This is a genomic window from Methylobacterium sp. A49B (assembly GCF_053346215.1).
Window position 1 is genome coordinate 58,461 of sequence record NZ_JBKFBO010000112.1, and the last position, 21,485, is coordinate 79,945.

The following is a 21,485-nucleotide window of genomic DNA, read 5'->3' on the forward strand; positions in this document are numbered from 1 at the left end:
GACACCACCGACGGGACCGGGCGGTCGACATCGCGTCTCGGACCACTAGAGTCGCGCGCCGAGCTGAAGCGGCGCCGCATCGACCGCCTGCACGGCCTCAGGGTGAAGACCGCCTCGCATGTCTGAAACACCCGAAACCCCACCGGTCGGCGCAGGTCCGCAAGTCAGGGACAGCGCACCGAGCGATGTGACCGATCGCAAGAGCGACATCTTCTTCGCCGCTGTCGAGACCACGCGGATGCCGATGATCGTCACCGATCCGCGGCAGCCCGACAACCCGATCATCTTCGCCAACCGGGCGTTCCTGGCGATGACCGGCTATACGCCCGAGGAGCTGATCGGCCGCAATTGCCGCTTCCTGCAGGGTCCCGACACCGACCGGTCGACGGTGACACAGGTTCGCTCGGCCATCGCCGAGAAGCGGGAGTTCGCTACCGAGATCCTGAATTACCGCAAGAACGGCTCGACTTTCTGGAACGCCCTGTTCGTCTCGCCGGTCTACAACGCCGACGGCGAGCTCGTGTACTATTTCGGCTCGCAGCTCGACGTCTCCCGGCGCCGCGACGCCGAGGAGGCGCTGGGACAGGCCCAGAAGATGGAGGCGCTCGGCCAACTCACCGGCGGCATCGCGCACGATTTCAACAACCTGCTGCAGGTGATCGTCGGCTACGTCGACATCCTGGCCGCCGGCCTGGAGAAGCCCGACGCCGACCGGGCCCGGCTCGGCCGTGCCACCGAGAACATCCGGCAGGCGGCCGAGCGTGCCACGACCCTGACGCAGCAGCTCCTAGCCTTCGCACGCAAGCAGCGCCTGGAGGGGCGCGCCGTCAACCTGAACACCCTGGTCGAGGGCATGGGCGAGATGGTCGCCCGCTCCGTGGGCGAGGCCGTGAAGATCGAGCTCGACCTCGCCGCGGACCTCTGGAACTGCCGGGTCGATCCGACCCAGGCCGAGGTCGCCATCCTCAACGTGCTGATCAACGCCCGGGACGCGATGCCGGACGGCGGCACGGTGCGGATCACCACGGAGAACAGCGAGGTCGCCGCGAGCGGCGAGGTCGGCCCGCTGCGCGACGGCCGCTACGTCAGCATCGCCATCCGGGACTCCGGCACTGGCATCCCGCCGGCGGTGCTCGCCCGGGTGATGGACCCGTTCTTCACGACCAAGGAAGAGGGCAAGGGCACCGGCCTCGGCCTGTCGATGGTCTACGGCTTCGCCAAGCAGTCGGGCGGCGCGGCGCAGATCGAGTCCGCGGTCGGCGAGGGCACGACGGTGCGCCTGTCCTTCCCGGCGACGGACGGTGACGTGAACGCCCCCGCCAAGGTCTCGCTCCGCGCCGTGGACCGGCAGGGCACCGAGACCATCCTGATCGTCGACGACCGCGAGGACGTGGCGGAACTCGCCCGGACCATCCTGCGGGACTTCGGGTACACGACGCTGACCGCGGGCAACGCCCGCGAGGCCCTGGAGATCTTGGATTCCAGCGGGCGGGTCGACCTGCTGTTCACCGACCTGATTATGCCGGGGGGGATGAACGGCGTGCTGCTCGCCCGCGAAGCGCTCCGCCGCCAGCCGCGGCTCAAGGTCCTGCTGGCAACCGGCTACGCGGAGGCGAGCCTGGAGCGAACCGATATCGGCGGCTCGGAGTTTGATCTGCTCAACAAGCCCTACCGGCGCACGGAGCTGGTCCGCCGCGTGCGCACCCTCCTCGACGGGCCGACCGGCGTGGGCTGATCTCACGGGAGATGGGCGATGTCTCAGGGCGACAAATCGAAATACACCGACAAGCAGAAACGCAAGGCTGAGCACATCGCAGAGTCCTACGAAGCCCGCGGCGTGCCGGAGAAGGAAGCCGAGGCCCGCGCTTGGGCCACCGTCAACAAGGACGATGGCGGCGGCAAGAAGCCGGGCGGCTCGGGCCGGGGCAAGGCCACCGGACATCCGGCAGCCCACAAGGGCGGCGCGACCGGGGGCAAGGCGTCCGCGGGACGGACCGCGGCCGAGCGCTCCGCCTCGGCCAAGAAGGCCGCCGCAACCCGGAAGGCGAACGCGGTCGCGCGGGCGTGAACGGCTGGGATGATGGTTTAAAGGTCCAGGAAGAATGCGATTGCAGCACTCACATCCCGCAGGACGGCGTCTTCCAGGGCACCGATTGTCTGATTGATCTTCGTCGTCGGTACCGTGACGATCTTGTCGATCTGCACTTGGCTGTCGACCGTCAACCCGTTTCTCGTCGTAGGCTTCACATCCACGCGCAGCATCGATGCATGCGCGACGAGTTCCGTGGTAATCAGGCATACCGTCACGCTGTCGAGACCGGCGAACGCGCTGTTCTGTAGGATTACCCACGGCCGTGGCTTGCCGGTGTAAACGCCTTTGGTCGCCAGAATGACGATGTCGCCGCGATCAAGCATCGTCCAGGTCCTGCACGTCCTCGATCAGCGCGAGGCTCTCCGCTGCATCCGGAGCGGCGGTCACGACGCGGGATTGTCGGGCCGCCTCGCGTCTCAGACTGTCGCGGACATACTGCTGCATGAGTTGCCGCAGGACATCGCTGGTGGTGGTGTGCTCACGTTGCACAGCTTCGGTGAACGCGGTTCTCAGACGACTATCCGTCCTGACTTGAATGACGGTGCTGTCGCGTCCCATCGCCGCCTCCTGTGCACGACTGCGGTGTACGACAGGCCGCGAGCGCAGCAAACTCGAAGACACAAGCAGTGGGAGCCAAAAAGGGCATCGGGTTTGGGACGAAGGCAGCGGCAGGAAGCCAGCTGGCCCGGGCGGCGGCAAGTCTGCTGGGCCGTCGGTCGCGTCGTCTGGGGCAAGGCGTCCACAGGGCGGACGGCGGCCGAGCGCTCAGCCTCGGCCAGGAAGGCCGCAGCGACCCGGAAGGCGAGCGCCGCGGCGCGGGCGTGAGCCGGATCGACGAGCAAAGGCTGGACCGCCCCGTCTTTGCGAGCAGAGCGAAGCAACCCAGGAGCGCCACGGTCGCCGACGTCGTGCTGTCCTGGGTCGCTTCGCTGCGCTCGCGATGACGGTCCGCGCCATCGGAAGCGACTCACGGCGACCTTAGCCCTTCTGCTCGACCAGCTTGACCAGCGTGTGCAGCATCCGGTTGGCCGGCGTCGGGATGCCGAGCGCCGCGCCCTTGCGCACGACATAGCCGTTGAGATGATCGATCTCGCTGGGCCGACCGCGGGCGAGGTCCTGGGCGGTGGACGAGCGCTGGTCGGCCATGGCCGTGCTCAGCGCCATGACGCTGTCGAAGATGTCGGGCGCCACCGAGACGCCCGCGGCTTCGGCGACGGTGACGCATTCCTGCACCACGTCGGTCATGGCGGCGACGACGCCCTCGCCCTGGACCAGCCGGCCGTAAGGCAGCTGCGTCAGGGCCGAGAGGGCGTTGTAGGCGCAGTTCATGATGAGCTTGCCCCACAGCGCGTCCAGGGCGCGCCCCGAGACGGTCGTGGGGGCACCGGCCGCGGTCAGGGCGGCGGCGATCCGGTCGCTCGCCTCGGAGGCGCCCAGGATCAGGTCGCCCCGGCCGTTGTGCCGGACGCGGCCCGGCCCGGCCATGGCGGTGGCGACGTAGACCGCCACGGGTACGACCGCCCGACCCAGGAGATCGGCGAGGCGCTCAGCGTTGTCGACGCCGTTCTGGAGGCTCAGGATCGTCGCGGACGGCTCGAGATGCGCCGCGATCATCGCACCCGCCGCTTCGGTGTCGCCGGACTTCACGCAGACCAGCACGAGGTCGGCTCCGGCGACCCCGTCACCATCCACGGTCGCCCGTACGGGTACGGAGGCCGTTTTCTCCGAACCTTCGAGCACGAGGCCGTCCGCGCGCACGGCCTCGACGAGGGCCGGTCGGCCGATCAGCGTCACCGCGTGGCCGGCGCGCGCCAGGAGGAATCCATAATAGCAGCCGACCGCGCCGGCCCCCACGACAGCGACGTTCATTCCGCCCTCGCTCATCGCGCCGCGGCCGCCGCCTGCTCGGGATGAAACGGCGCCGCACCCTGGCTGCTGGTGCGGACATGATCGAGGAGGGCCTGGGCCGGATGGCGCAGGCGCACACCGTCGACGAGCTTCGCTTGGCAGCGGCAGGAATAGCCGTCCGCCAGCAGAACGCAGCCCGGCGCCTCGGCCACGTGCCGCGCCCAGCTCAGGCCGTAGATCGCCTCCGACGTCGGCCGGTGGCGTGTCTCGTGGCCATAGGTGCCGGCCATCCCGCAGCAGCCGGCCGCCGGCACCTCGAGCCGCAACCCGAGATGGGCGAACAGGGCCTGCCAGTCGCGGACCGCGCCCGGCGCGTTGGTCCGCTCGGTGCAGTGGGGCAGGAGACGCAGGGTGCCGCCACGCTGGCGCGGCGCGATCCGGTCGAGCTGCGTGGCGAGCCACTCCTGCAGAAGGTGGACCTTCGGCAGGTCGAAGTCGCCGCCCAGGGCCTGCGCGTATTCGGACCGGTAGGTCAGCGTCATCGACGGGTCGATCCCGACCAGCGGCACGCCCTGGCGCGCCAGATCCCGCAACATCGCGGCGTTGGACCGGGCGACGGCGGCGAAGCGGCCCAGGAATCCGTGCACATGCAGCGGCTTGCCGTTCGGCCGATAGGGCACGAGCCAGGGCTTGAAGCCGAGGGCGATCAGGAGGGCGCAAGCATCGGCCACGACCTCGGCGTCGAAGTGGCTGGTGAAGGCGTCCTGCACCACCAGAACCGCGTTCTCCCGCGCCCGCGGGTCGAGCCCGGCCAGCGCCTGCGGGGTCGCGACGGCGACGCCGAGAGACGCCAGACGGACCTTGAGGGATACGGGCGACAGGCCCGGGATCCCGACCAATCCGGCCTTGGCCAGCAGCAGGCGCGCGACCGGGTTGGTCAGGAGCGCGTTGCTCAGCCGCGGCGCCCTGCCGGCGAGCGGCAGGAGCGGCTCCAGCGCGGCCACGAGGTGATCCTTCAGGGGCCGGGCATAGCGCGTGTGGTAGAGCGCCAGGAACTTCGCCCGGAATGTCGGCACATCGACCTTGATCGGGCAGGAGCCCGTGCAGGACTTGCAGGCGAGGCAGCCGTCCATCGCCTCCTTGACGGCGTGGGAGAAGTCCTCGGCCCCGGACCGCCGGCGGAAGCCGCTCCGCAGCGTCGCCGCCACCTCCCGCACCCATCCGGCGCGCTGCCGCGCCAGCTCCGCGGCCGGATCGATGCCGGATTCCGCCGCGCGGCGCAGCCACTCGCGCATCAGCGAGGCGCGACCCTTGGGCGAGTGTCTGCGCTCCCGCGTCGCCTTCCAGGACGGGCACATGGCCTCGTCGGCGTCGAAGCTGAAGCAGGCGCCGTTGCCGTTGCAGTGGAGCGCTTCGTCGAAATCCTGGCGGACCGGCGCCGGGATCGTCCGGTCCTGCTCCCCGCGGCGCGGCACCCCATCGATACGGGTCAGCCCCGTCCCCTTCGCTGAGGCGATCTTGCCCGGGTTCATGCGGTCGCCCGGGTCGAAGGCGCGCTTGATCGCCTCGAGGGCCGGCATCAGCGGCCCGAACGTCTCCGGCACGAACTCCGATCGAAAGCCCTTGCCGTGCTCGCCCCAGAGCAGGCCGCCATACTTGGCGGTGAGCGCCACGACACCCTCCGTCACCTCGCGGATCAGGCCGTTCTGCGCCGGGTCCTTCAAGTCGATGGCCGGCCGGACGTGCAGCACGCCGGCATCGACGTGGCCGAACATGCCGTAACGCAGGCCCTTGCCGTTGAGGAGCGCCCGGAACTCGGCGATGAAGTCGGCAAGCCGCTCCGGCGGCACGGCCGTATCCTCCACGAAGGGGATCGGGCGGGCGTTCCCTTTGGCGGCACCCAGCAGGCCCACCGCCTTCTTGCGCATCGTCCAGAGCTGCTCGATCGCCTCGCCCCGGGCGATGGTGAAGCCGAGGCGCTTGGTGTCGGTGCCGCGCTCGGCCTCCAGCAGGCCGGTAAGCCGCCCGAGGGCAGCCTCCACGCTCGCCTCATCGTCGCCGACGAATTCTACGAGGTTGATCCCGTCCACCGGCCGCCCCGCCGGATCGTCGGGGAAGAAGGCGCGTACCTCGGCCCAGATCGGATCCTTGCGGGCGAGCGCCAGCACCGTCGAGTCGATGGTCTCCACCGAGGCGGCGCCGAACGGCAGCAGCGCCTGGGCATCGCGGAGCGCCGCGTCGAAATCGACGTAGGAGAGCGCCACCAGGACCGCGGCCTTCGGGATCGGCAGCACATTGAGCCGCGCCTCAGCGATCAGCGCCAGCGTGCCCTCCGAGCCGCAGATCACGCTCTTCAGGTCGAACCGGCCCGCCGCATCGCGCAGGTGTGCGAGGTCGTAACCCGTGAGGCAGCGGTTGAGCTTGGGGAAGCGCTCGGCGATCAGTGCCGCGTTCGTGGTGACGACCGCGTCGACGGTCCGGTGGATCTCGCCGACCCGGTCGTTGCGGCCCTTGGCGGCTTCGAGGCCGGCCGCGTCCAGCGGCTCGGCGGTCCAGACCGTGCCGTCGGTGAACACGCAGGTCAGCGCCAGGACGTGGTCGCGGGTCTTGCCGTAGAGACACGAGCCCTGCCCGCAGGCATCGGTGGAGATCATGCCGCCGAGGGTGGCGCGGTTCGAGGTGGAGAGTTCCGGCGCGAAGAACAGGCCGTGCTTGGCCAATTCCCGGTTGAGCTGATCCTTCACCACGCCCGGCTCGACCCGGGCCGTGCGATTCGCGACGTCGATCTCCAGGATGCGGTTCATGTGGCGCGAGGTGTCGACCACGAGGCCGTGGCCCAGGGACTGGCCGTTGGTGCCGGTGGCGCCGCCCCGGGGCCGGATCACGATCTCGGAAAAGCGCGGGTCGTCCAGGAGCTTGGCGATGCGCACGAGGTCGTCACGGGTGCGGGGGAAGGCCACGGCCCCCGGCTCGACCTGATAGATCGAGTTATCGGTCGCGAAGACGGTGCGGTCGGCGTCTGACAAAGTCAGGTCGCCCTCGAAACCGCGCAGGCGCAGCTCGGCGCAGGCCGCGGCGTAGAGCGGCACGGCCTCGGTATGGCGGGTCAGGACCGGGATCATTCAAGCCTTCTACACCCGGCGTATCGCGAGGGAAGATCGGTGGTTTCGGCGAGAACGTCGCGGCCATGCGAGGGACGGGCGCGCCCCGTCCTATGCCGGCTGCATGGGGCGCGGCAGGAAGGGAAACCGGAAGGAGCGCGCATCGGACAACGCTGGCATTCGGCTTGCCAAGAAGGCGGCACCTTCGGGACGGATGCCCATGAACACGAGCGTGGAACGCGTCAGGGACGCCCTGGCCGAGCTGATCAAGGCGGCCCTCATCTCCGACGACAGTCGCAGTCTCGCCTGCCGTGACGCCGGTCGCGCGAAGCTCGGGGCGCTCGCGGATGATCCGCCCGACCCGGCGAGCCTGCGCATGGACGGCGCCTGGACGCTGGCGATCGAGGAGGCGGAGACGCCCGACCTGGCACCGCAGGAAGGACAGGTGAGCCTGACCCTCCCGCGCGCCTGCCCCTTCGCCCTGGAAGCCATCCTCGCGCCCGGCTTCGACGTGGACGCGGCGGTGGATCACATCCGGAAGATCGCTTCGACCGGCTGATCGCGCCTGTTGAGGACGCTCGGCCCGGCGTTGCCGCGGAGGGGCCGGATACCCATCTTAGGATCACAGGACCGGACAGCCGGTCCGACGCCCGCACGCGGGCCCTGTCTTCCGAGAACCGTCCGGCACCCACCTTTTGGCACGACGCACCACCGCCCCGGCGGACGAGCCCGCCGCTCCCCCGCCCCTCCCCACCCGTGAGCAGATCCTCGCCTTCGTCGCCGAGTCGAAGGAGCGCGTCGGCAAGCGCGAGATCGCCCAGGCTTTCGGCATCAAGGGGGCCGCCAAGATCGACCTGAAGCGTCTGCTCAAAGAGATCGAGGAGGACGGCGCCCTCGACCGGGGCCGCGGCGGCCTCGCCCCGGCGGGTCATCTGCCGCCGGTCGTGCTTGCCGACATCCGATCGCGGGACCGCCACGGTGATTTCCTGGCGGTGTCCGCAGAATGGACCGGCACGGGCAAACCGCCGGCCATCGTGCTGACCCAGGGGCGCGGCCCCCGCAAGGGCAGCCGGCCGGCGGCGGGAATCGGCGACCGGGCCCTGATCCGCGTCGCGCGCGACGGGGAGGGCGGCTACACGGGCCGGGTCGTCAAGGTCATCGGGAAGAACCGCGCCGAGATCATCGGCGTCTACCGGACCGGCGCGCAGGGCGGCCGGATCGTGCCGGTGGAGAAGCGCTCGCAGGGGCGCGAGATCCTGATCCCGCCCGGCGAGGAAGGCGAGGCCCGCGACGGCGATCTGGTCAGCGTCTCGATGGAGCGGGAGACGCGCTTCGGCCTGCCGCGGGGCCGCGTCCGGGAGCGGCTGGGTTCGCTGGGCTCCGAGAAGGCGGTGAGCCTGATCGCGCTGCACCTGCACAACATCCCGCACGTCTTCGCGGAGGCGACTCTCGCGGAGGCCGACGCCGCCAAGCCCGCCACGCTGAAGGGCCGGGAAGACTGGCGCGACCGGCCGCTCGTCACCATCGACCCGCCGGACGCCAAGGATCACGACGACGCCGTCATGGCCGAGGCCGATCACGACCCGGCCAATCCCGGCGGCTTCGTCCTCACCGTCGCCATCGCGGACGTGGCCGCCTATGTGCGCGCGGGTTCGAGCCTCGACCGCGAGGCCCTGGAGCGGGGCAATTCGGTCTACTTCCCCGACCGGGTGGTGCCGATGCTGCCCGAGCGGATCTCCAACGACCTGTGCTCGCTCCGGGAGGGCGAGGACCGGCCGGCTCTGGCCGTGCGCATGGTCATCGCTGCCGATGGCGCGAAGCGCCGCCACAGCTTCCACCGGGTGATGATGCGCTCGCGGGCCAAGCTCGCCTACGCGCAGGCGCAGGCCGCCATCGAGGGGCATCCGGACGACGCGACCGGGCCGCTCCTAGAGACGGCGCTTCGCCCCCTCTGGACGGCCTACGCGGCCCTGCGCGAGGCCCGGGACCGCCGCGGCCCGCTCGCCCTGGATCTGCCCGAGCGCAAGGTCCTGCTCTCGCCCGACGGCGCCGTCGACCGGGTGATCGTGCCGGAACGCCTCGACGCGCACCGGCTGATCGAGGAGTTCATGATCCAGGCGAATGTCGCCGCCGCCGAGACCTTGGAGCACGCCCGTCAGCCGCTGATCTACCGTGTTCACGACGAGCCCGCGCTGGAGAAGATGCGGGCGCTGGGCGAGGTTCTGGCTTCGGTGGGCATCAAGCTGCCCAAGGAGGGGGCGCTGCGTCCCGCCCTGTTCAACCGGATCCTCGCCATGGCGGCCGAGACCGAGCACGGCGTCTTCCTCAACGAGGTGATCCTGCGCAGCCAGGCGCAGGCGGTCTACGCCGCCGAGAATCTGGGCCATTTCGGCCTGAACCTGCGTCGCTACGCGCATTTCACGTCGCCGATCAGGCGCTATGCGGACCTGATCGTCCACCGGGCGCTGATCACCGCCGGCAGGCTCGGTACCGACGGGCTCGCGTCCGACATCTCGGCGGGGGAACTCGCGCAGATCGGCGAGCAGATCTCGGCGGCCGAGCGTCGGGCCATGGCGGCCGAGCGCGAGACCATCGACCGGCTGATCGCCCACCACCTCGCCGATCAGGTCGGGGCCACCTTCGAGGGCCAGATCGCGGGCGTGACCCGCGCCGGCCTGTTCATCAAGCTCGACGAGACCGGGGCGGACGGCTTCGTGCCGGTCTCGCAGCTCGGCGCCGAGTATTTCCGCCACGAGGAGGGCCGCCACGCCCTCGTGGGCGAACGGACCGGGGAGACGTTCCGCCTCGGCGACCGGGTCGAGGTGCGCCTCGTGGAGGCCGCGCCGGTGGCCGGCGCCCTGCGCTTCGAGCTGCTCAGCGAGGGCCGGAGCCGCTCCGGCGCGCGGAAGGCCGGCCCGGGCAAGAAGCCCGGTGGACGTCCGTTCAAGGCCGCGCCGCCCGGTCGCCCGGCCGGCATCCGCAACACCGGGTCGCGCCATCGCGGCTCGCGCCGCTGATCCGGGCGGTGTAGAGCCTGGACATGGCCGTCGACGCGACTCCCCAGCGCACCCGCCTGATCCCCGCCATGGCCCGCGGCTTCATCGGCCGCTGCCCGCATTGCGGCCAGGGCCGGATCTTCGGCCGGTTCCTCAAGGTGCGGCCGGAATGCGATGTCTGCGGCCTGGAGCTGCATCACCATCGGGCCGATGACCTGCCACCCTACGTGGTGATCTTCATCGTGGCCCACATCGTCGGCTACCTGATCCTGGAGACGGAGAGCGCCTACGAGGTGCCGCTCTGGGTGGAGATGGGCGTCTGGCCGGTCTTCACGCTCCTGTTCGCGCTCGTCCTGCTTCAGCCGGTCAAGGGCGCCGTCGTCGGGTTGCAATACGCCCTTGGCATGCACGGCTTCGCCACGTTACCGCGGAGCCGCCCCGCCCCGGGGACGAAGGAGACCCGCCTTGCCGGAGCCGCAGCAGGAGCCGCAGATCACCACCACTCCTGAGCGCAGGCCGGCAGCGGCGCGCCTGCGCCCCCGGGACGCCGCCACCATGATCGTGATCGACCGGCGCGGGCGGGGCGGCCCGAAGGTCTTGATGGGCCGGCGCAATCCGAACCTCGCTTTCATGCCGGGCAAGTTCGTCTTCCCGGGCGGCCGGATCGAGCTCGGTGACCGCCACATGCCGGTGGCCGGCGCCCTGCCCGATTACGCTGAGGCGGCGCTGACCCGGCTGGTGTCCCGGCCCCCGCACCATCTCGGGCGCGCCCTCGCCCTGGCGGCCATCCGCGAGACCTACGAGGAGACCGGCCTGCTGCTCGGCACGACCGAGCACGGCGCTCCCGAGGACGCGCCCGCGGGCTGGGAGGGCTTCACCCGGCACGGCGTGCTGCCGGACCTGGAAGCGCTTCACCTCGTCGCCCGGGCGATCACGCCGCCGAAGCGCGTGCGCCGGTTCGACACGCGCTTCTTCGCGGTCGACCGCCGCATGGTGGCGGCCGAGGAACCGGGCCGAGTGCAGGCCGACGCCGAGTTCACCGAACTCGCCTGGGTCCGGCTCGACGCGGCGCGCAAGCTCGACCTGCCGTACATAACCCGCGCCATCCTGGACGACCTTGAGGCGCAGATCGCCGCCGATTTCGCGCCGCACCGGATGATCCCCTTCCACTACGAACGCTACGGCCGCCGCGAGCGGGTGGCCTTGTGAGCCGCCCAGAGGAGCGGAGGCGGGACGCGCGGCGGGGAATCAGGTCGGAGGATGTCGCGGCGATCTCGGCCGCCATCACATGCGTGACCGTCGTCGGCATCGGGTTGAGCCTGTCGATCCCGCTCCTGTCGATCGAGCTGGAGCGGCGCGGCGCGTCGAGCACTCTGATCGGGCTCAACACCGCGGTGGCCGGCCTCGCCAGTATCGGCACCGTCCCGTTCGTGCCGCGGCTCGCCGCGCGAATCGGCGTCGCCCCGCTGCTCGGGCTCGCGCTCGCGGTCGGGGCGGTCAGCCTCGCGCTGTTCCCGCTCCTGCCGGGGATCGCCCTGTGGTTCCCCCTGCGCTTCGTGTTCTCGACGACGCTCGGCGCGCTGTTCGTCCTCTCCGAGTACTGGATCAACGCCGCAGCACCACCGGAGCGACGCGGCCTCGTGATGGGCATCTACGCCACCGTCCTGGCCGCGGGCTTCGCGGTCGGCCCGCTGCTGCTGGCGCTCGTCGGAACCGAAGGGCCCGCGCCCTACGCCACGGGGGCTCTGCTGATGCTGGCCGGGGGGCTGCCGATCGTGGTCGCCCGCGGGCTGTCGCCGACGATCGAAACCGGCTCCGGCCGCGGCCTCCTCGGCTATCTACGGCTCGCCCCCGGGGCGCTGGCGGCCGCCCTCGCCTACGGGGCGGTGGAGACCGGAATCTTCGCGATCCTGCCCCTGTATGGCCTGCGCCTCGGCTACGACGCCCAGGGGGCGGCCGGGCTCGTCAGCTTGGTCGCCCTCGGCAACGTGCTGTTCCAGATCCCGTTCGGCTGGCTCGCCGACCGGCTCGACCGCGGCGCGGTGCTGCTCGGCGCCGGCCTCGCGGGCGCGGCCGGCTCGGCTCTGATTCCGCTCGCGGCCGGCAGCCCGGCGGCATTCGGCCTGCTTCTCCTCGTCTGGGGCGGGATCGCCGGCACGCTCTACACCGTCGGACTGGCGATGCTCGGCGACCGCACGCCGCCGAACGACCTCGCCGGTGCCAACGCGGCCTTCGTGGTGCTCTACAATGTCGGCCTCATGCTGGGACCGCCCCTGATCGGGGGCGGGCTCGACCTCGTGCCGCCGCACGGCTTCGCGCTGGCGTTGCTGGCGCTCTTTCTGGCCTTCGCCGGATGGCTCGCCGCGACCGGGCGCGGGCGCGCCCGCTCTTGACCTGCCGGGCCCGATCGGGCATTCACCCGCCCGTATTCGGCCGGGCCCTCCCGGCCATTTGCGTTTCGCTCACGCGGAATGCCGCACCCTGCAGGAGCGCCGCGCCATGGCCAAGGCCGTCACCGTCAAGATCAAGCTCGTCTCCACCGCCGACACGGGCTACTTCTACGTCACCAAGAAGAACTCCCGGACGCAGACCGAGAAGCTGTCGATGCGCAAGTACGACCCGGTGGCGCGCAAGCACGTCGAGTTCAAGGAATCTAAGATCAAGTAATCAGCAGGACGTTACAGCTTGACGACTTGCGAAGCCGCCCCGACCGGGCGGCTTTTCTTATGCGAGATCCAGCATCGCCACGATGTCCGAGATCGCGGTCCGGCCTGAGCTGCTGCCGCAGCGAGGGCTTGGCCCGCGCTCACAGCGCGGCGTGCACGCCCTCGACGAAATGCTTGATGTCGGCGATGACCGGCGCTCGGCGCGCGAAGGGAAGGCCGATCGAAAGCAGTGTTCCACCGTGCCCGAGCCCCGGATAGATGTGCATCTCCGGGTCGTTTCCGGCCGCCTTCAACCGGTCCGCGAGTGCGATCGTGCCGGATGGTCTGACGTCCTGATCGTTCGCGCCGGTGAGCAGCAGCATGGCCGGGTGCGGCCCCGCGGCATGATTGATCGGCTGCAGGGTGGGATCGCTACCGGCGAAGACCTCCTCGTCCACGGTCTCGGTCAGGGATGACACCGTGTAGGGTCCCGAAAGCCCGATGACGCCCGCCAAGGCTGCCGGGCTTGAGCCCGCGTGCTCGAGCCACGTCCCATCGAGCCCCAGCATCGCGGCAGCCCAGGCGCCGGAGGAATGTCCGGCCACCACGACGCGCTTCGGATCGCCCCCGAAGGTCTCGGCGTGGGCGATTGTCCAGGCAACGGCGGCGGCGTTGTCGGTCAGAATGTCGGACAGGCTCCCGTTCGGGAAATGGCGGTATTCCGGGATCACCGTGACGATGCCCTGCCGCGCCAGGGCGGCGCCGAGGAAGGCGACCGCCTTCTTGGAACCGGAGCGCCACCCACCGCCGTAGAGGAAAACCACGACGGGATGGGGACCGGCCGTGTTCGGCTGATAGACGTCCGCCAGTTGCTGACCTCCGGCGGCGTAGGAGACGTCCTTATGGACGCGAACCTCGGCAGGCGCGAGGAGGTTCAGGAGCATCAGCGCCACGCCGAGGACCTTGCTGGATATATAGCTCAGCATGAGCCGCGCATCCCCGGTCAAAAATGGGCGGCGAAGACGATACCAGATGGTAAACCGTCACGATAGGCAGTGAGGCACTCGATTCACGTAATTTGAATACAGTCTATCGTGACGTGCCGCGGCACTGTCACCGAGATCTCTGCCGCGGCGGTCCGGTGCGACGGCTGACCCGGCGGCCGACGCTGCTCACGTCCAGCTCGGAGCGGCGAGGCCGGTGCCCGGGACAGCGGGAAGCGCCTCCTCCGAGCGCGCCGCCGGGACCCTCTGCACGGCGCGCAGGAGTTCACGCAGCGCCCGTCCGAGTTCGAGCTGCGCCTGGACCGAGCTGAGGTTGTGATCGACGCCGGGTATGACCATGACCGGGGCGCCGAGACGCCGGTCGGCCCGGCCGGGGAAGCGCCCCAGGTGGCGGCGGGCGGCGATGAGGCCGGGATCTCCCGCACTGTAGAGCAGACGAATCTGGGCGCCCCGGCGCCGGAGACCGGCGATCCGCCGGGCCACGGAGCCGCCGGGGACACCCGGACGCCACGCCCGGCGTGCACGCCGTAGGGCCGCAGCCGCACCCCGTCGGGCCAGGGCTCCGGCGATCGCCCTGACGTGGATCTTCCCGGAGAGCAGGCGGCGCCACGTCGAACCCTGCGCGAGAAGCCCCGCATAGGTGTGGACGCTCCCGAAAGTCTGCCGGATCACGGTGTCGAGATCCTGATCCGGGTCCCAGTCGAAGCAGTAGAGATTGATCAGGAGCGCCCCGTCGATGCGCGGGTCGCGGCAGAGAGCCTGGAACGCCGCGTAGGCACCGCTGCAACCGCCGACCAATACGATCGGGCCGCCCGTGCCGGCCACGTGGTCGATCGCCGCCACGACATCGGCGAAGCCGTCCGGCGCGAAGAGGGGTCTGCTGTCGTCCGGCCGCCCCGCGCTGTCGCCGATGCCGCGGAGATCGAAGCGAGCCGAGGCGACACCTTCGGCCGCAAGGCGCCGGGCGAGATCCGTCGTCTGGCGTCCCCACCCGGAACGCACGGTCATGCCCGTCGAGACGAAGAGCACCGTCGCGGCTGCGGGATCCGCCACGCGCGGCTCGCACTGGATCCCGAAGAGGCCTGGAACGGATCGGATCGGCCCTTCCGTCCATCCCGATCCCTCCAAGTGGGCCGGCTGCAGGACCGCCGGCAGCGGCGCAGAGACCGCCATCGCCTCGGTGGCGAAGGCCGTGACGCGGCTGAAATCCGCCTCCGGCACGCTCGCGAAGATCGGATCGCCGACGAGTTGGGCGAGGCCTGGAAATGGCCCGGCGGTGACGGCACAGCCGAGGGCTTCGAGACGGGCGGCGAGGGCCTTGGCCTCCGGAGCGAGGAGCAGGATGCTACGGGCCGGCGACCGCTCGATCCGCGCGAGGTCGAGGTGCGCGAGGTCGGCGAGGAACGACGCCCCCATGCGGAACCCGCCGATGTCGAGGCTGTCCGGCTCCTGCGGCGGAACCGAGCCGTCCGGCAAGCGTCCGATCGTCTGGGCGCGCAGCCGCATCTCGCGCAGATATGCCCGTCCGCTGGCGACCGGCGCCAGCAGGACGAGGCGGTCCACCGCCTCCGCCTCTGCCGCCAGGGCCGCGAAGGCCCCGCCAAGACGCAGGCCGACGAGGGTGATCTCGGCGACCCCGGCCATCTCGCGCAGGAAGCGGATGGCCTGATGGATCGCCGCAACGCAGCCGGCGACCCGCAACTCTGCGGGATCACCGGAGTCGCCCTCACCGGGATAGTCGAAGCGCAGGGTCGGGCAGCCGGCAGCCGCGAGGTCTCCCGCCAGCGCGCGCCAGGGCCGGTGGGCCGCCATCTGCTCGAAGCCGTGGGCGCCGCAGAGGACCACGCCGCGCCGGCCCGCCGCCGGATGGAACCAGCCGAAGAGGCCGTCGAAGGTCACGGGAAACGGCTCGTCCGCCCTGGCGGAACGCGCGCCCCCGGATCCAGCCTCAATCGTCATGGCCGAATTCCGCGACCGCGTTGCCGTTGATCGCGCGAACCTGGCCGCGCGGGAGCCGGGCGCAGCCCGGGAAGGCGATGGTCCGCACCGACCCCGGCGCGAGATGGAAATAGTTATCGTCCGGAAGCGCCCCTGAGGTCTGGATCTGCACGCCGAGGGCGAGACGATCCGCGGCGATGCGCAGCCCGGGGCCCGCATCCGTCGCCACGGGTTCGGCGCGCAGGCCGATGTCCTCTCGCGCGACCGAACGACCGCCCGGGAAGTGGAAGCTCTCGGCGAGGATGGTCCCGTCCGCGCCGATCAGCCGGGCCTGCGCCAGATCGTGGACGCGCGGTCCGAACCGGTAGCTGTCGGTGGCGTCGAAGAAGCGGCCGAGCAGCTCGGCGGAGGAGAGCGTCAGGGTAGAGCGTGCCCCCACCGCGACGACCCGCTCGGCCTGGGCCGCGACCCGACCGCCGGCATCGGACAGGCTCAGCGCCAGCGTCATCTCCCGCGCCGTGTCGGTCTCGTTCAGGACATGGAGATGCAGGCCGTCGAGCCCCTCGTCACTGATCACGACCTGCACCGGCCGGAAGGCCCGCTTCAGCGCGTACCACCCGGATTTCGGCCGCTGTGTCCAGTCGATCACGCCCCAGCCCGCTCCCGGCCCGAGGTCGCGCAGCATCAGGACGAGGCCACCCGCCGTCGGCGATTGCGGCCGGCGCCACTCCGCGAAGGTCGCCTCCATCACCTCGGCCACGGCGGCGCGCCCGAGTTCGAGGTAGCGCTCCGGATCGTGCGCGCGCAGCGCGGCGGGATCGACGCCGTAGAGCACGCCGACATAGTGGTCGCGCACGGTCTCGAAATCCCAGTCGGCCCCCCGGTCGCGGGGGATTCCTGCGGCCCAGCGTGGATCATCCGGTCCCGCCGGCCCCGGGGTTCCGGGCTCGGGCGGATTGGCGAAGGCGAGGCACTCGCTGGCGAAGCCGACCTGCGCCCGACGGGCATCCTCGAGGGGGCGCCGATAGGCGCCGACGCCGAAATAATGCGTGCAGCCCTCGCGCGGCAGGAACGGCAAGGCACCCCCGGACGGCGAGTTGGGAACCACCACGAGGTCGGGGCGCAGCGTCGCCGCGAGCGCGCCGAGGCCCGTCGCGCAGAAGGCGTCGGCCCAGACCGACCGCGGCGCGCCGAGCATGGCCGCCTGCTGCCAGACCTCGCTGCCACCGCAGAGCACGCAGAGGGACGGCGCCGTCTGCGTCCGGTCGAGGAAGGCCGTAACCTCCCCGGCCAGCCGGCCGGCGAAGTCCGGATCACCGTGCGGATAGTCGAAATTCGCCAGCATCAGATCCTGCCAGACCAGGATGCCGAGTTCGTCGCACAGGTCGTAGAAGTCCGTGGCCGGGTAGAGCGTCGTGCCCGGCACGCGCAGCATGTTCATGCCGGCTTCGCGCGCGAGGGTGAGCAGGGTGCGGTCTCCCTCGGCACCGAGCCCGACGAGGTCCGGCGGCATCCAGTTGGCCCCGCGGCAGAAGACCGGCACCCCGTTGACCGCGAGCGACAGGCCCTCCTCGAACGGCCGGGTCAGCGACAGGCTCCGGAATCCCACCCGACCGAGATCGAGCAGCGCGCCGTCGACGCGCGCCGCGGCGGGGTGGAGATGCGGCGTCCCGTGGGTGTGCGGCCACCAGGGCGCGATGCCGGGCAGCACCAGTTCGCCCGCGAACAGGCCGGGCTCGATCGCGGTCAGCGGCGCTTCGCGCCCGGCGCAGACGAGCACGGCCGAGGTGGTCCCGCTGTCGAGGTGAAGGCGCGCGAAGAGGCGGCCAGTCTCCCCGTCGAAGGTCGCGCGCAGGTCGGCCGCCGCGGGTTCGGATTGCACGGCCTCCACGGTCACCGGACCGAAGGGACCGACGTGATCGATCTCCGGGCACCATCCCGGCATGAAGCCGAGGAGGCTGGTGCGCTGGTGGCGCAATGAGCCGGGCGTGATCATCCATGGCCGCCAGCGCCCGCGCCGGGCCGGACGGTCGAGGTCCGCGCGCAGCGATCGGAAGCAGATCGCGAGGTCGGCTTCCCCGCCGAGGTCGGCCTCGATGGCCTGCGGCTCGAACATCGAGCGGGACGTCAGGACCGGCACGCCGTCGAGCCAGATCTCCGCGAGCGTCGCGAGTCCCTCGAAGCGCAGGCGAACCCTCCCGGAGCCGACGAAACGCGCGCGATACCAGACGTCGCGGTCGTGGATCGGCTCGGGCGCCGTCTCGCTCCAGCGCCCGGCGGCGCGCAGCGCCGCCGCGGCGGTCCCCGGAACGGTGGCGGGGATCCAGTCGGTCACCCCGTCGAGGTCTCCGGGGTTCGCGCAGGCGCCGGGCGGCGTCAGGGCGAGGCGCCACGGCCCGGGCGTGCCGCCGGGCACCCGGCCCTCGACGCTGCGGATGCGGGCCATGGATCGCTCTTAGGAGGCGAGAGCCCGGTCGAGGGACGCGAAGACGCGGTCGTAGGTCGCCGCGATCAGATCGAGGCGCGACGCAAGCCCCGCGGCGCTCTTCCGGTGGAAGGCGCGGGCGAGCTGGAACTGGAAGGCCTTCGCCTCGCGGCTCAGGTCGGCCGCCGCCTCGGTCGCGGGCGCGAATGCTCCGATGCCCTGGCCCTCGAGCCACGCCAGATGACTGGAGAGCATCTCGAAATTGGCGCCGAGCTGGCGGGTGGTGTTGAAGGCGTAGGCGTGGAACACACTGAGCGGCTGACACACCAGCCCGTCGGCCGTCGCGGCGAGCGCATCGCGGAAGGCCAGGACAGGATTGTGCCGCGGCGCCCGGGCGCGATGCCGCACGAGCAGGTCGCGGGCGGCCCTTGGAAGCTCGGCCGGGTCCATGGGCGGCGCGACGGCCTTCACGAACTCGGCGTAGGGCGGCAGCGTCGCCGGGCCGAAAATCCCGGCGTAATCCGCGCCGGAGAGCCGGAAGCGGCCGGCATTGTGGAGGTAGTCGAGTTCGCCCGCCGCCGGATCGATGGCCAGGATGCCGATCGTCGTCTTGCCGTGGTCCCGGCCGTAGGTCGTTCCGCTCGTGTCGGGCAGATAGATCGCGTCGACCTCGACCAGCACGGGCCGGCCGGCCTTCGCCTGGATCACGGCATGCGCCTCGATCCCCGCGTAGACCGCGAGTTCAAGCACCTCCAGCCCGTAGAGGCGCTCGATGTCGCCCGGGGGCGGCTTGAAGAAGGTGAACTGGTCGCCCTCGAAGTCCTGGCGCAGGGTGAAGCCCAGCATGGCCTCCGGCACGAGGCCACGGCCGTGCAGCAGCTCGATCCAGAGGTCCACGTAGCAGTTCGTCTCCGGCCAGTCCCGGCCGGCATCGTGGAGCGCGTGCGGGAGGTAGGGGTCCGCGAGCCCGGACCCCGACGGCAGGCGAAGGGCGGCCGTCACCGCCTCAGCCCCACAGCGTGGCGCGCACGGCCTCGGGCCATTCGGCGAGGTCGAGGCCGTGATGGCGCAGGAGCGCCAGGGTGATCCGCTCCAGTCCGAAGCCGACGCAGGCGGTGTGGGCGACGCCACCATCAGCCTGACGCAGCCCCCAGGTGGTGCCGAAATGGTCCTGGTGGTAGTTGAAGCTGAGGCAGGCGGTCGGCTTGTCGACGCTGTTGACCGGCACGTTCAGCTCGAACTTGAGGCCCTGCTCCCGCTGGTTGTTGGCCATCATCCGGCCGGCCCGTCCGAAGAACGGGTCGTTGGCCACGTCGATGGCGAGCGGGAGGTCGAGGTCGCGGATCATGGCGGTGCCGCGCTCGAGCCAGGATTCACGGAACGCCAGAACCTGCTCGGGGCTGCCCATGCGCACGTACTCGCGCATCCGGAAGAGCTGCATCCGGGTCGGCTCCAGCGAGGGCTCGCGCCGGAAGCAGTAGGATTGCAGGTCGAACAGGCGCCCTTCGGTGGGGAGCGGTCCCCGGGCGGCGGCGGCCGGGTAGAGCGGGTAGCAGGCCGCAGGCGTCAGGACGATGTCGGTCGCCTCCTGCTGGCCCGTCCAGTCGCGCCCGGCCTCGACACAGGCGAGGATCTCGGCATGGCCCGCGGAATCGCCGCAGAAGCTGTGCACCGTGCCTGCGAGGTTCGGGAAGCCCTTGAGGTAGCCGCTCCGCTCGAAGGCCGGCCGGCTCATGCCGGGCGGGAAACGCATGACCTCGGCGCCGTCCGCCGCGCCGAGGCGCGTGATCAGCCGGTCGAGGGCATCGACGACGCTCTCGAAGGCGCCGCTCCGGCCGTAGAGACCGTCGACCCCGGTGCGGATCAGCAGACCGTGGTCGAACAGGCGGTCGAGGAAGGTCGGCTCCGCGACCGGTGCCCCTTCGGCACGATCCTCGCCGTGAGAGGAGGACAGCGATTCCATCACACGCTCATGAGCTGGCCGCTGCCCTTCTGCACGAGCAGGAGCTTGGCGGTGTTGGCGAGGATACGGTCGTTGCCGATCATCAGCGGCGCCGACAGGACGTCGCGCAGTGGTCGGCCCAGGCTGAAGGGCGTGTCGTTGCGGTAGCCCGCGAGCCCGACGATCGCGAGCGCGCGCCGCACGATATCCACGGCCATGTCGGAGACCGTGACCTTCAGGTTGTTCAGCATCACCGAGAAGCCGATCGACCCGATCGTGTCGGCGTCCCCGTGCGCGTCCTCGAAGCGGCGCAGGGCCGACACGATGGTGCCGCGCATGGCCTGATGCGCGTTGGAGACCTCGGCCAGCCGCGTCGCCGTGGGCGGCACCTGACCGGGCCGGCGCCGCGCCTCGGCCTGCACGAAGGCGCGGGCGCGGTCGACCGCGTAGGTCGTGATGCCGTACCACACGCTGCTCCAGAGCAGATGGGACGAAGCCAGCATCGACTGCGCGGCGATCTCCGCGAAGGGCTTCGGCAGGATCTGCTCGAGTGGCACGTCACGGGCCTCGAGGCGGAACCCTTCGCTGCAGGTACCCCGCATGCCCAGCGTATCCCAGTCGCCGGTGCGCACGAGGGAGATCTGATCGGCGAGCAGCGCCACGAGCACCTGATCGGAGGTCGGAGCATCCGGGTTGCGGCGGGCGGTCGCCAGAATCAGGTCGGCGTGCGACCCGTAGGAGATCACCGACGCGTCCTTGCCCAGGGAGAACACATCGCCGGTCGCCTCGACCGCGCAGAGGCTGTTGCGCAGGTCGCCGCCGATGCCGGCCTCGGTGGTCGAGGACGCCACGAGCAGCTGCTCGCGGGCGATCCGCTCCATCAGCCGGCAGTGCCACGCGCTGTCGAGGCCGTGCGTGACAAGGCTCGACACCTTGATGTGGTGCATGGCGAACACCATCGCGGCCGCGCTGCAGGCATGGCCGAGGGTGCTGCACAGCTCGGCAATCTGCGTGAGCCCTGCGCCCTCGCCGCCGAACTGGCTCGGAATCTGGAGGCCGAGCAGGCGCTCGGCCTTCATGGCGGCGACGGCTTCCTCGGGGAAGCGGCCATCGCGGTCGACGGCGTCGGCGTGGCGCGCTGCCACAGCCGCCGCCCGCTCAGCGCGCGCGGTCAGAGTGCTCATGCGGCGTCCTGATGGATCAGCGTGGAGACGGCCTCGCGGATCGAGCGGATCGACGCGAAGGACTTGCGGTTCAGGAGGCTGTCGGGAAACTCGACGCTGAAGCGCTCTTCGAGCGCGAGCATCAGTTGCACCGAACCGAACGAGTCCAAACCAAGGTCGAACAGGCTGTCGTCCTCGGAGAGTTGCTCGGCCTTGCCGGCGAATGCCTCGTTCGAGCCGAGGATCTCACGGATGATGTGTGTGATATTCAAGGCAGAACCCCTTCGAAGTTGTCGCAACCCTATAGAGCCGACCGACCGCGAGTCAAATA

The 21,485-nt window shown here is 70.8% G+C and carries 19 protein-coding genes; 8 read left to right on the forward strand and 11 right to left on the reverse strand.

The window, feature by feature from the left end; all coding sequences use genetic code 11:
• Window positions 1–118: 118 nt before the first annotated feature.
• Window positions 119–1,735: a hybrid sensor histidine kinase/response regulator gene (locus tag ACLBX9_RS19300; RefSeq protein WP_447720073.1), complete on the forward strand. Its 1,617-nt coding sequence runs from the start codon at window positions 119–121 to the stop codon at window positions 1,733–1,735.
• Between the two features lie 18 nt (window positions 1,736–1,753).
• Window positions 1,754–2,068, forward strand: coding sequence for a plasmid stabilization protein (locus tag ACLBX9_RS19305; protein WP_447720074.1), 315 nt, complete (start codon window positions 1,754–1,756; stop codon window positions 2,066–2,068).
• A gap of 17 nt (window positions 2,069–2,085) precedes the next feature.
• On the opposite strand, the gene ACLBX9_RS19310 is transcribed toward ACLBX9_RS19305, so the two are convergent.
• The 4 genes from ACLBX9_RS19310 to ydiJ form a co-directional block, all read right to left on the reverse strand.
• Window positions 2,086–2,415: a type II toxin-antitoxin system PemK/MazF family toxin gene (locus ACLBX9_RS19310; RefSeq protein WP_447720075.1), complete on the reverse strand. Its 330-nt coding sequence runs from the start codon at window positions 2,413–2,415 to the stop codon at window positions 2,086–2,088.
• Window positions 2,408–2,650, reverse strand: coding sequence for a hypothetical protein (locus ACLBX9_RS19315; RefSeq protein WP_010684606.1), 243 nt, complete (start codon window positions 2,648–2,650; stop codon window positions 2,408–2,410). The genes ACLBX9_RS19310 and ACLBX9_RS19315 overlap by 8 nt, the downstream gene beginning before the upstream one ends.
• Window positions 2,651–3,070: 420 nt before the next feature.
• Window positions 3,071–3,961, reverse strand: a complete 891-nt coding sequence (locus tag ACLBX9_RS19320) for a ketopantoate reductase family protein (protein ID WP_447720076.1) — start codon at window positions 3,959–3,961, stop codon at window positions 3,071–3,073.
• 11 nt (window positions 3,962–3,972) lie between these two features.
• Window positions 3,973–7,062 (reverse strand): D-2-hydroxyglutarate dehydrogenase YdiJ, encoded by a 3,090-nt coding sequence (gene ydiJ / locus ACLBX9_RS19325; RefSeq protein WP_447720077.1) that lies wholly within the window; start codon window positions 7,060–7,062, stop codon window positions 3,973–3,975.
• A gap of 199 nt (window positions 7,063–7,261) precedes the next feature.
• Between ydiJ and ACLBX9_RS19330 the strand changes: the two genes are divergently transcribed.
• The 6 genes from ACLBX9_RS19330 to rpmG all read left to right on the forward strand — a co-directional run bounded on the left by ACLBX9_RS19330 (window position 7,262) and on the right by rpmG (window position 12,704).
• Entirely contained in the window at window positions 7,262–7,600 is a 339-nt protein-coding gene (locus tag ACLBX9_RS19330) for a hypothetical protein (protein WP_447720078.1), read from the forward strand.
• Between the two features lie 136 nt (window positions 7,601–7,736).
• On the forward strand, window positions 7,737–10,058 hold the full coding sequence (gene rnr / locus ACLBX9_RS19335; protein WP_447720079.1) for a ribonuclease R: 2,322 nt from the start codon (window positions 7,737–7,739) through the stop codon (window positions 10,056–10,058).
• A 23-nt stretch (window positions 10,059–10,081) separates the two neighbouring features.
• The gene (locus ACLBX9_RS19340) at window positions 10,082–10,546 is read left to right on the forward strand and encodes a DUF983 domain-containing protein (protein ID WP_447720080.1); all 465 of its coding nucleotides are present in this window, start codon (window positions 10,082–10,084) and stop codon (window positions 10,544–10,546) included.
• Window positions 10,503–11,246, forward strand: coding sequence for an NUDIX hydrolase (locus ACLBX9_RS19345; protein WP_447720081.1), 744 nt, complete (start codon window positions 10,503–10,505; stop codon window positions 11,244–11,246). Before ACLBX9_RS19340 ends, ACLBX9_RS19345 begins: the two co-directional genes overlap by 44 nt.
• A gap of 83 nt (window positions 11,247–11,329) precedes the next feature.
• Entirely contained in the window at window positions 11,330–12,430 is a 1,101-nt protein-coding gene (locus ACLBX9_RS19350; RefSeq protein ID WP_447720082.1) for an MFS transporter, read from the forward strand.
• Between the two features lie 106 nt (window positions 12,431–12,536).
• Window positions 12,537–12,704 carry a 50S ribosomal protein L33 gene (rpmG, locus tag ACLBX9_RS19355; protein WP_010684598.1) on the forward strand — a complete coding sequence of 56 codons (168 nt, stop codon included), beginning with the start codon at window positions 12,537–12,539 and terminating at the stop codon, window positions 12,702–12,704.
• Between the two features lie 139 nt (window positions 12,705–12,843).
• On the opposite strand, the gene ACLBX9_RS19360 is transcribed toward rpmG, so the two are convergent.
• The 7 genes from ACLBX9_RS19360 to ACLBX9_RS19390 form a co-directional block, all read right to left on the reverse strand.
• Window positions 12,844–13,668 (reverse strand): alpha/beta hydrolase, encoded by an 825-nt coding sequence (locus ACLBX9_RS19360; RefSeq protein WP_010684597.1) that lies wholly within the window; start codon window positions 13,666–13,668, stop codon window positions 12,844–12,846.
• 186 nt (window positions 13,669–13,854) lie between these two features.
• Window positions 13,855–15,585, reverse strand: a complete 1,731-nt coding sequence (locus tag ACLBX9_RS19365) for an alpha/beta fold hydrolase (protein WP_447720083.1) — start codon at window positions 15,583–15,585, stop codon at window positions 13,855–13,857.
• Between the two features lie 49 nt (window positions 15,586–15,634).
• Window positions 15,635–18,070 (reverse strand): glycosyl hydrolase 2 galactose-binding domain-containing protein, encoded by a 2,436-nt coding sequence (locus ACLBX9_RS19370; RefSeq protein WP_447720084.1) that lies wholly within the window; start codon window positions 18,068–18,070, stop codon window positions 15,635–15,637.
• 9 nt (window positions 18,071–18,079) lie between these two features.
• Window positions 18,080–19,051, reverse strand: coding sequence for a DUF1839 family protein (locus ACLBX9_RS19375; RefSeq protein ID WP_447720085.1), 972 nt, complete (start codon window positions 19,049–19,051; stop codon window positions 18,080–18,082).
• A 4-nt stretch (window positions 19,052–19,055) separates the two neighbouring features.
• Window positions 19,056–20,012 carry an amino acid--[acyl-carrier-protein] ligase gene (locus ACLBX9_RS19380; RefSeq protein ID WP_447720086.1) on the reverse strand — a complete coding sequence of 319 codons (957 nt, stop codon included), beginning with the start codon at window positions 20,010–20,012 and terminating at the stop codon, window positions 19,056–19,058.
• On the reverse strand, window positions 20,012–21,175 hold the full coding sequence (locus tag ACLBX9_RS19385; RefSeq protein ID WP_010684592.1) for an acyl-CoA dehydrogenase family protein: 1,164 nt from the start codon (window positions 21,173–21,175) through the stop codon (window positions 20,012–20,014). The genes ACLBX9_RS19380 and ACLBX9_RS19385 overlap by 1 nt, the downstream gene beginning before the upstream one ends.
• Complete coding sequence (locus tag ACLBX9_RS19390; RefSeq protein WP_447720087.1) at window positions 21,172–21,426, reverse strand: acyl carrier protein; 255 nt, start codon at window positions 21,424–21,426, stop codon at window positions 21,172–21,174. The genes ACLBX9_RS19385 and ACLBX9_RS19390 overlap by 4 nt, the downstream gene beginning before the upstream one ends.
• Window positions 21,427–21,485 lie beyond the last annotated feature (59 nt).

What these genes read in the sequence shown, in the direction of transcription:
- ACLBX9_RS19300 (WP_447720073.1), top strand. Translation starts at nt 119, where the DNA reads ATGTCTGAAACACCCGAAACCCCACCGGTCGGCGCAGGTCCGCAAGTC.
- ACLBX9_RS19305 (WP_447720074.1), top strand. Translation starts at nt 1,754, where the DNA reads ATGTCTCAGGGCGACAAATCGAAATACACCGACAAGCAGAAACGCAAG.
- ACLBX9_RS19310 (WP_447720075.1), bottom strand. Translation starts at nt 2,415, where the DNA reads ATGCTTGATCGCGGCGACATCGTCATTCTGGCGACCAAAGGCGTTTAC.
- ACLBX9_RS19315 (WP_010684606.1), bottom strand. Translation starts at nt 2,650, where the DNA reads ATGGGACGCGACAGCACCGTCATTCAAGTCAGGACGGATAGTCGTCTG.
- ACLBX9_RS19320 (WP_447720076.1), bottom strand. Translation starts at nt 3,961, where the DNA reads ATGAACGTCGCTGTCGTGGGGGCCGGCGCGGTCGGCTGCTATTATGGA.
- ydiJ (WP_447720077.1), bottom strand. Translation starts at nt 7,062, where the DNA reads ATGATCCCGGTCCTGACCCGCCATACCGAGGCCGTGCCGCTCTACGCC.
- ACLBX9_RS19330 (WP_447720078.1), top strand. Translation starts at nt 7,262, where the DNA reads ATGAACACGAGCGTGGAACGCGTCAGGGACGCCCTGGCCGAGCTGATC.
- ACLBX9_RS19340 (WP_447720080.1), top strand. Translation starts at nt 10,082, where the DNA reads ATGGCCGTCGACGCGACTCCCCAGCGCACCCGCCTGATCCCCGCCATG.
- rpmG (WP_010684598.1), top strand. Translation starts at nt 12,537, where the DNA reads ATGGCCAAGGCCGTCACCGTCAAGATCAAGCTCGTCTCCACCGCCGAC.
- ACLBX9_RS19360 (WP_010684597.1), bottom strand. Translation starts at nt 13,668, where the DNA reads ATGCTGAGCTATATATCCAGCAAGGTCCTCGGCGTGGCGCTGATGCTC.
- ACLBX9_RS19370 (WP_447720084.1), bottom strand. Translation starts at nt 18,070, where the DNA reads ATGGCCCGCATCCGCAGCGTCGAGGGCCGGGTGCCCGGCGGCACGCCC.
- ACLBX9_RS19380 (WP_447720086.1), bottom strand. Translation starts at nt 20,012, where the DNA reads ATGGAATCGCTGTCCTCCTCTCACGGCGAGGATCGTGCCGAAGGGGCA.
- ACLBX9_RS19385 (WP_010684592.1), bottom strand. Translation starts at nt 21,175, where the DNA reads ATGAGCACTCTGACCGCGCGCGCTGAGCGGGCGGCGGCTGTGGCAGCG.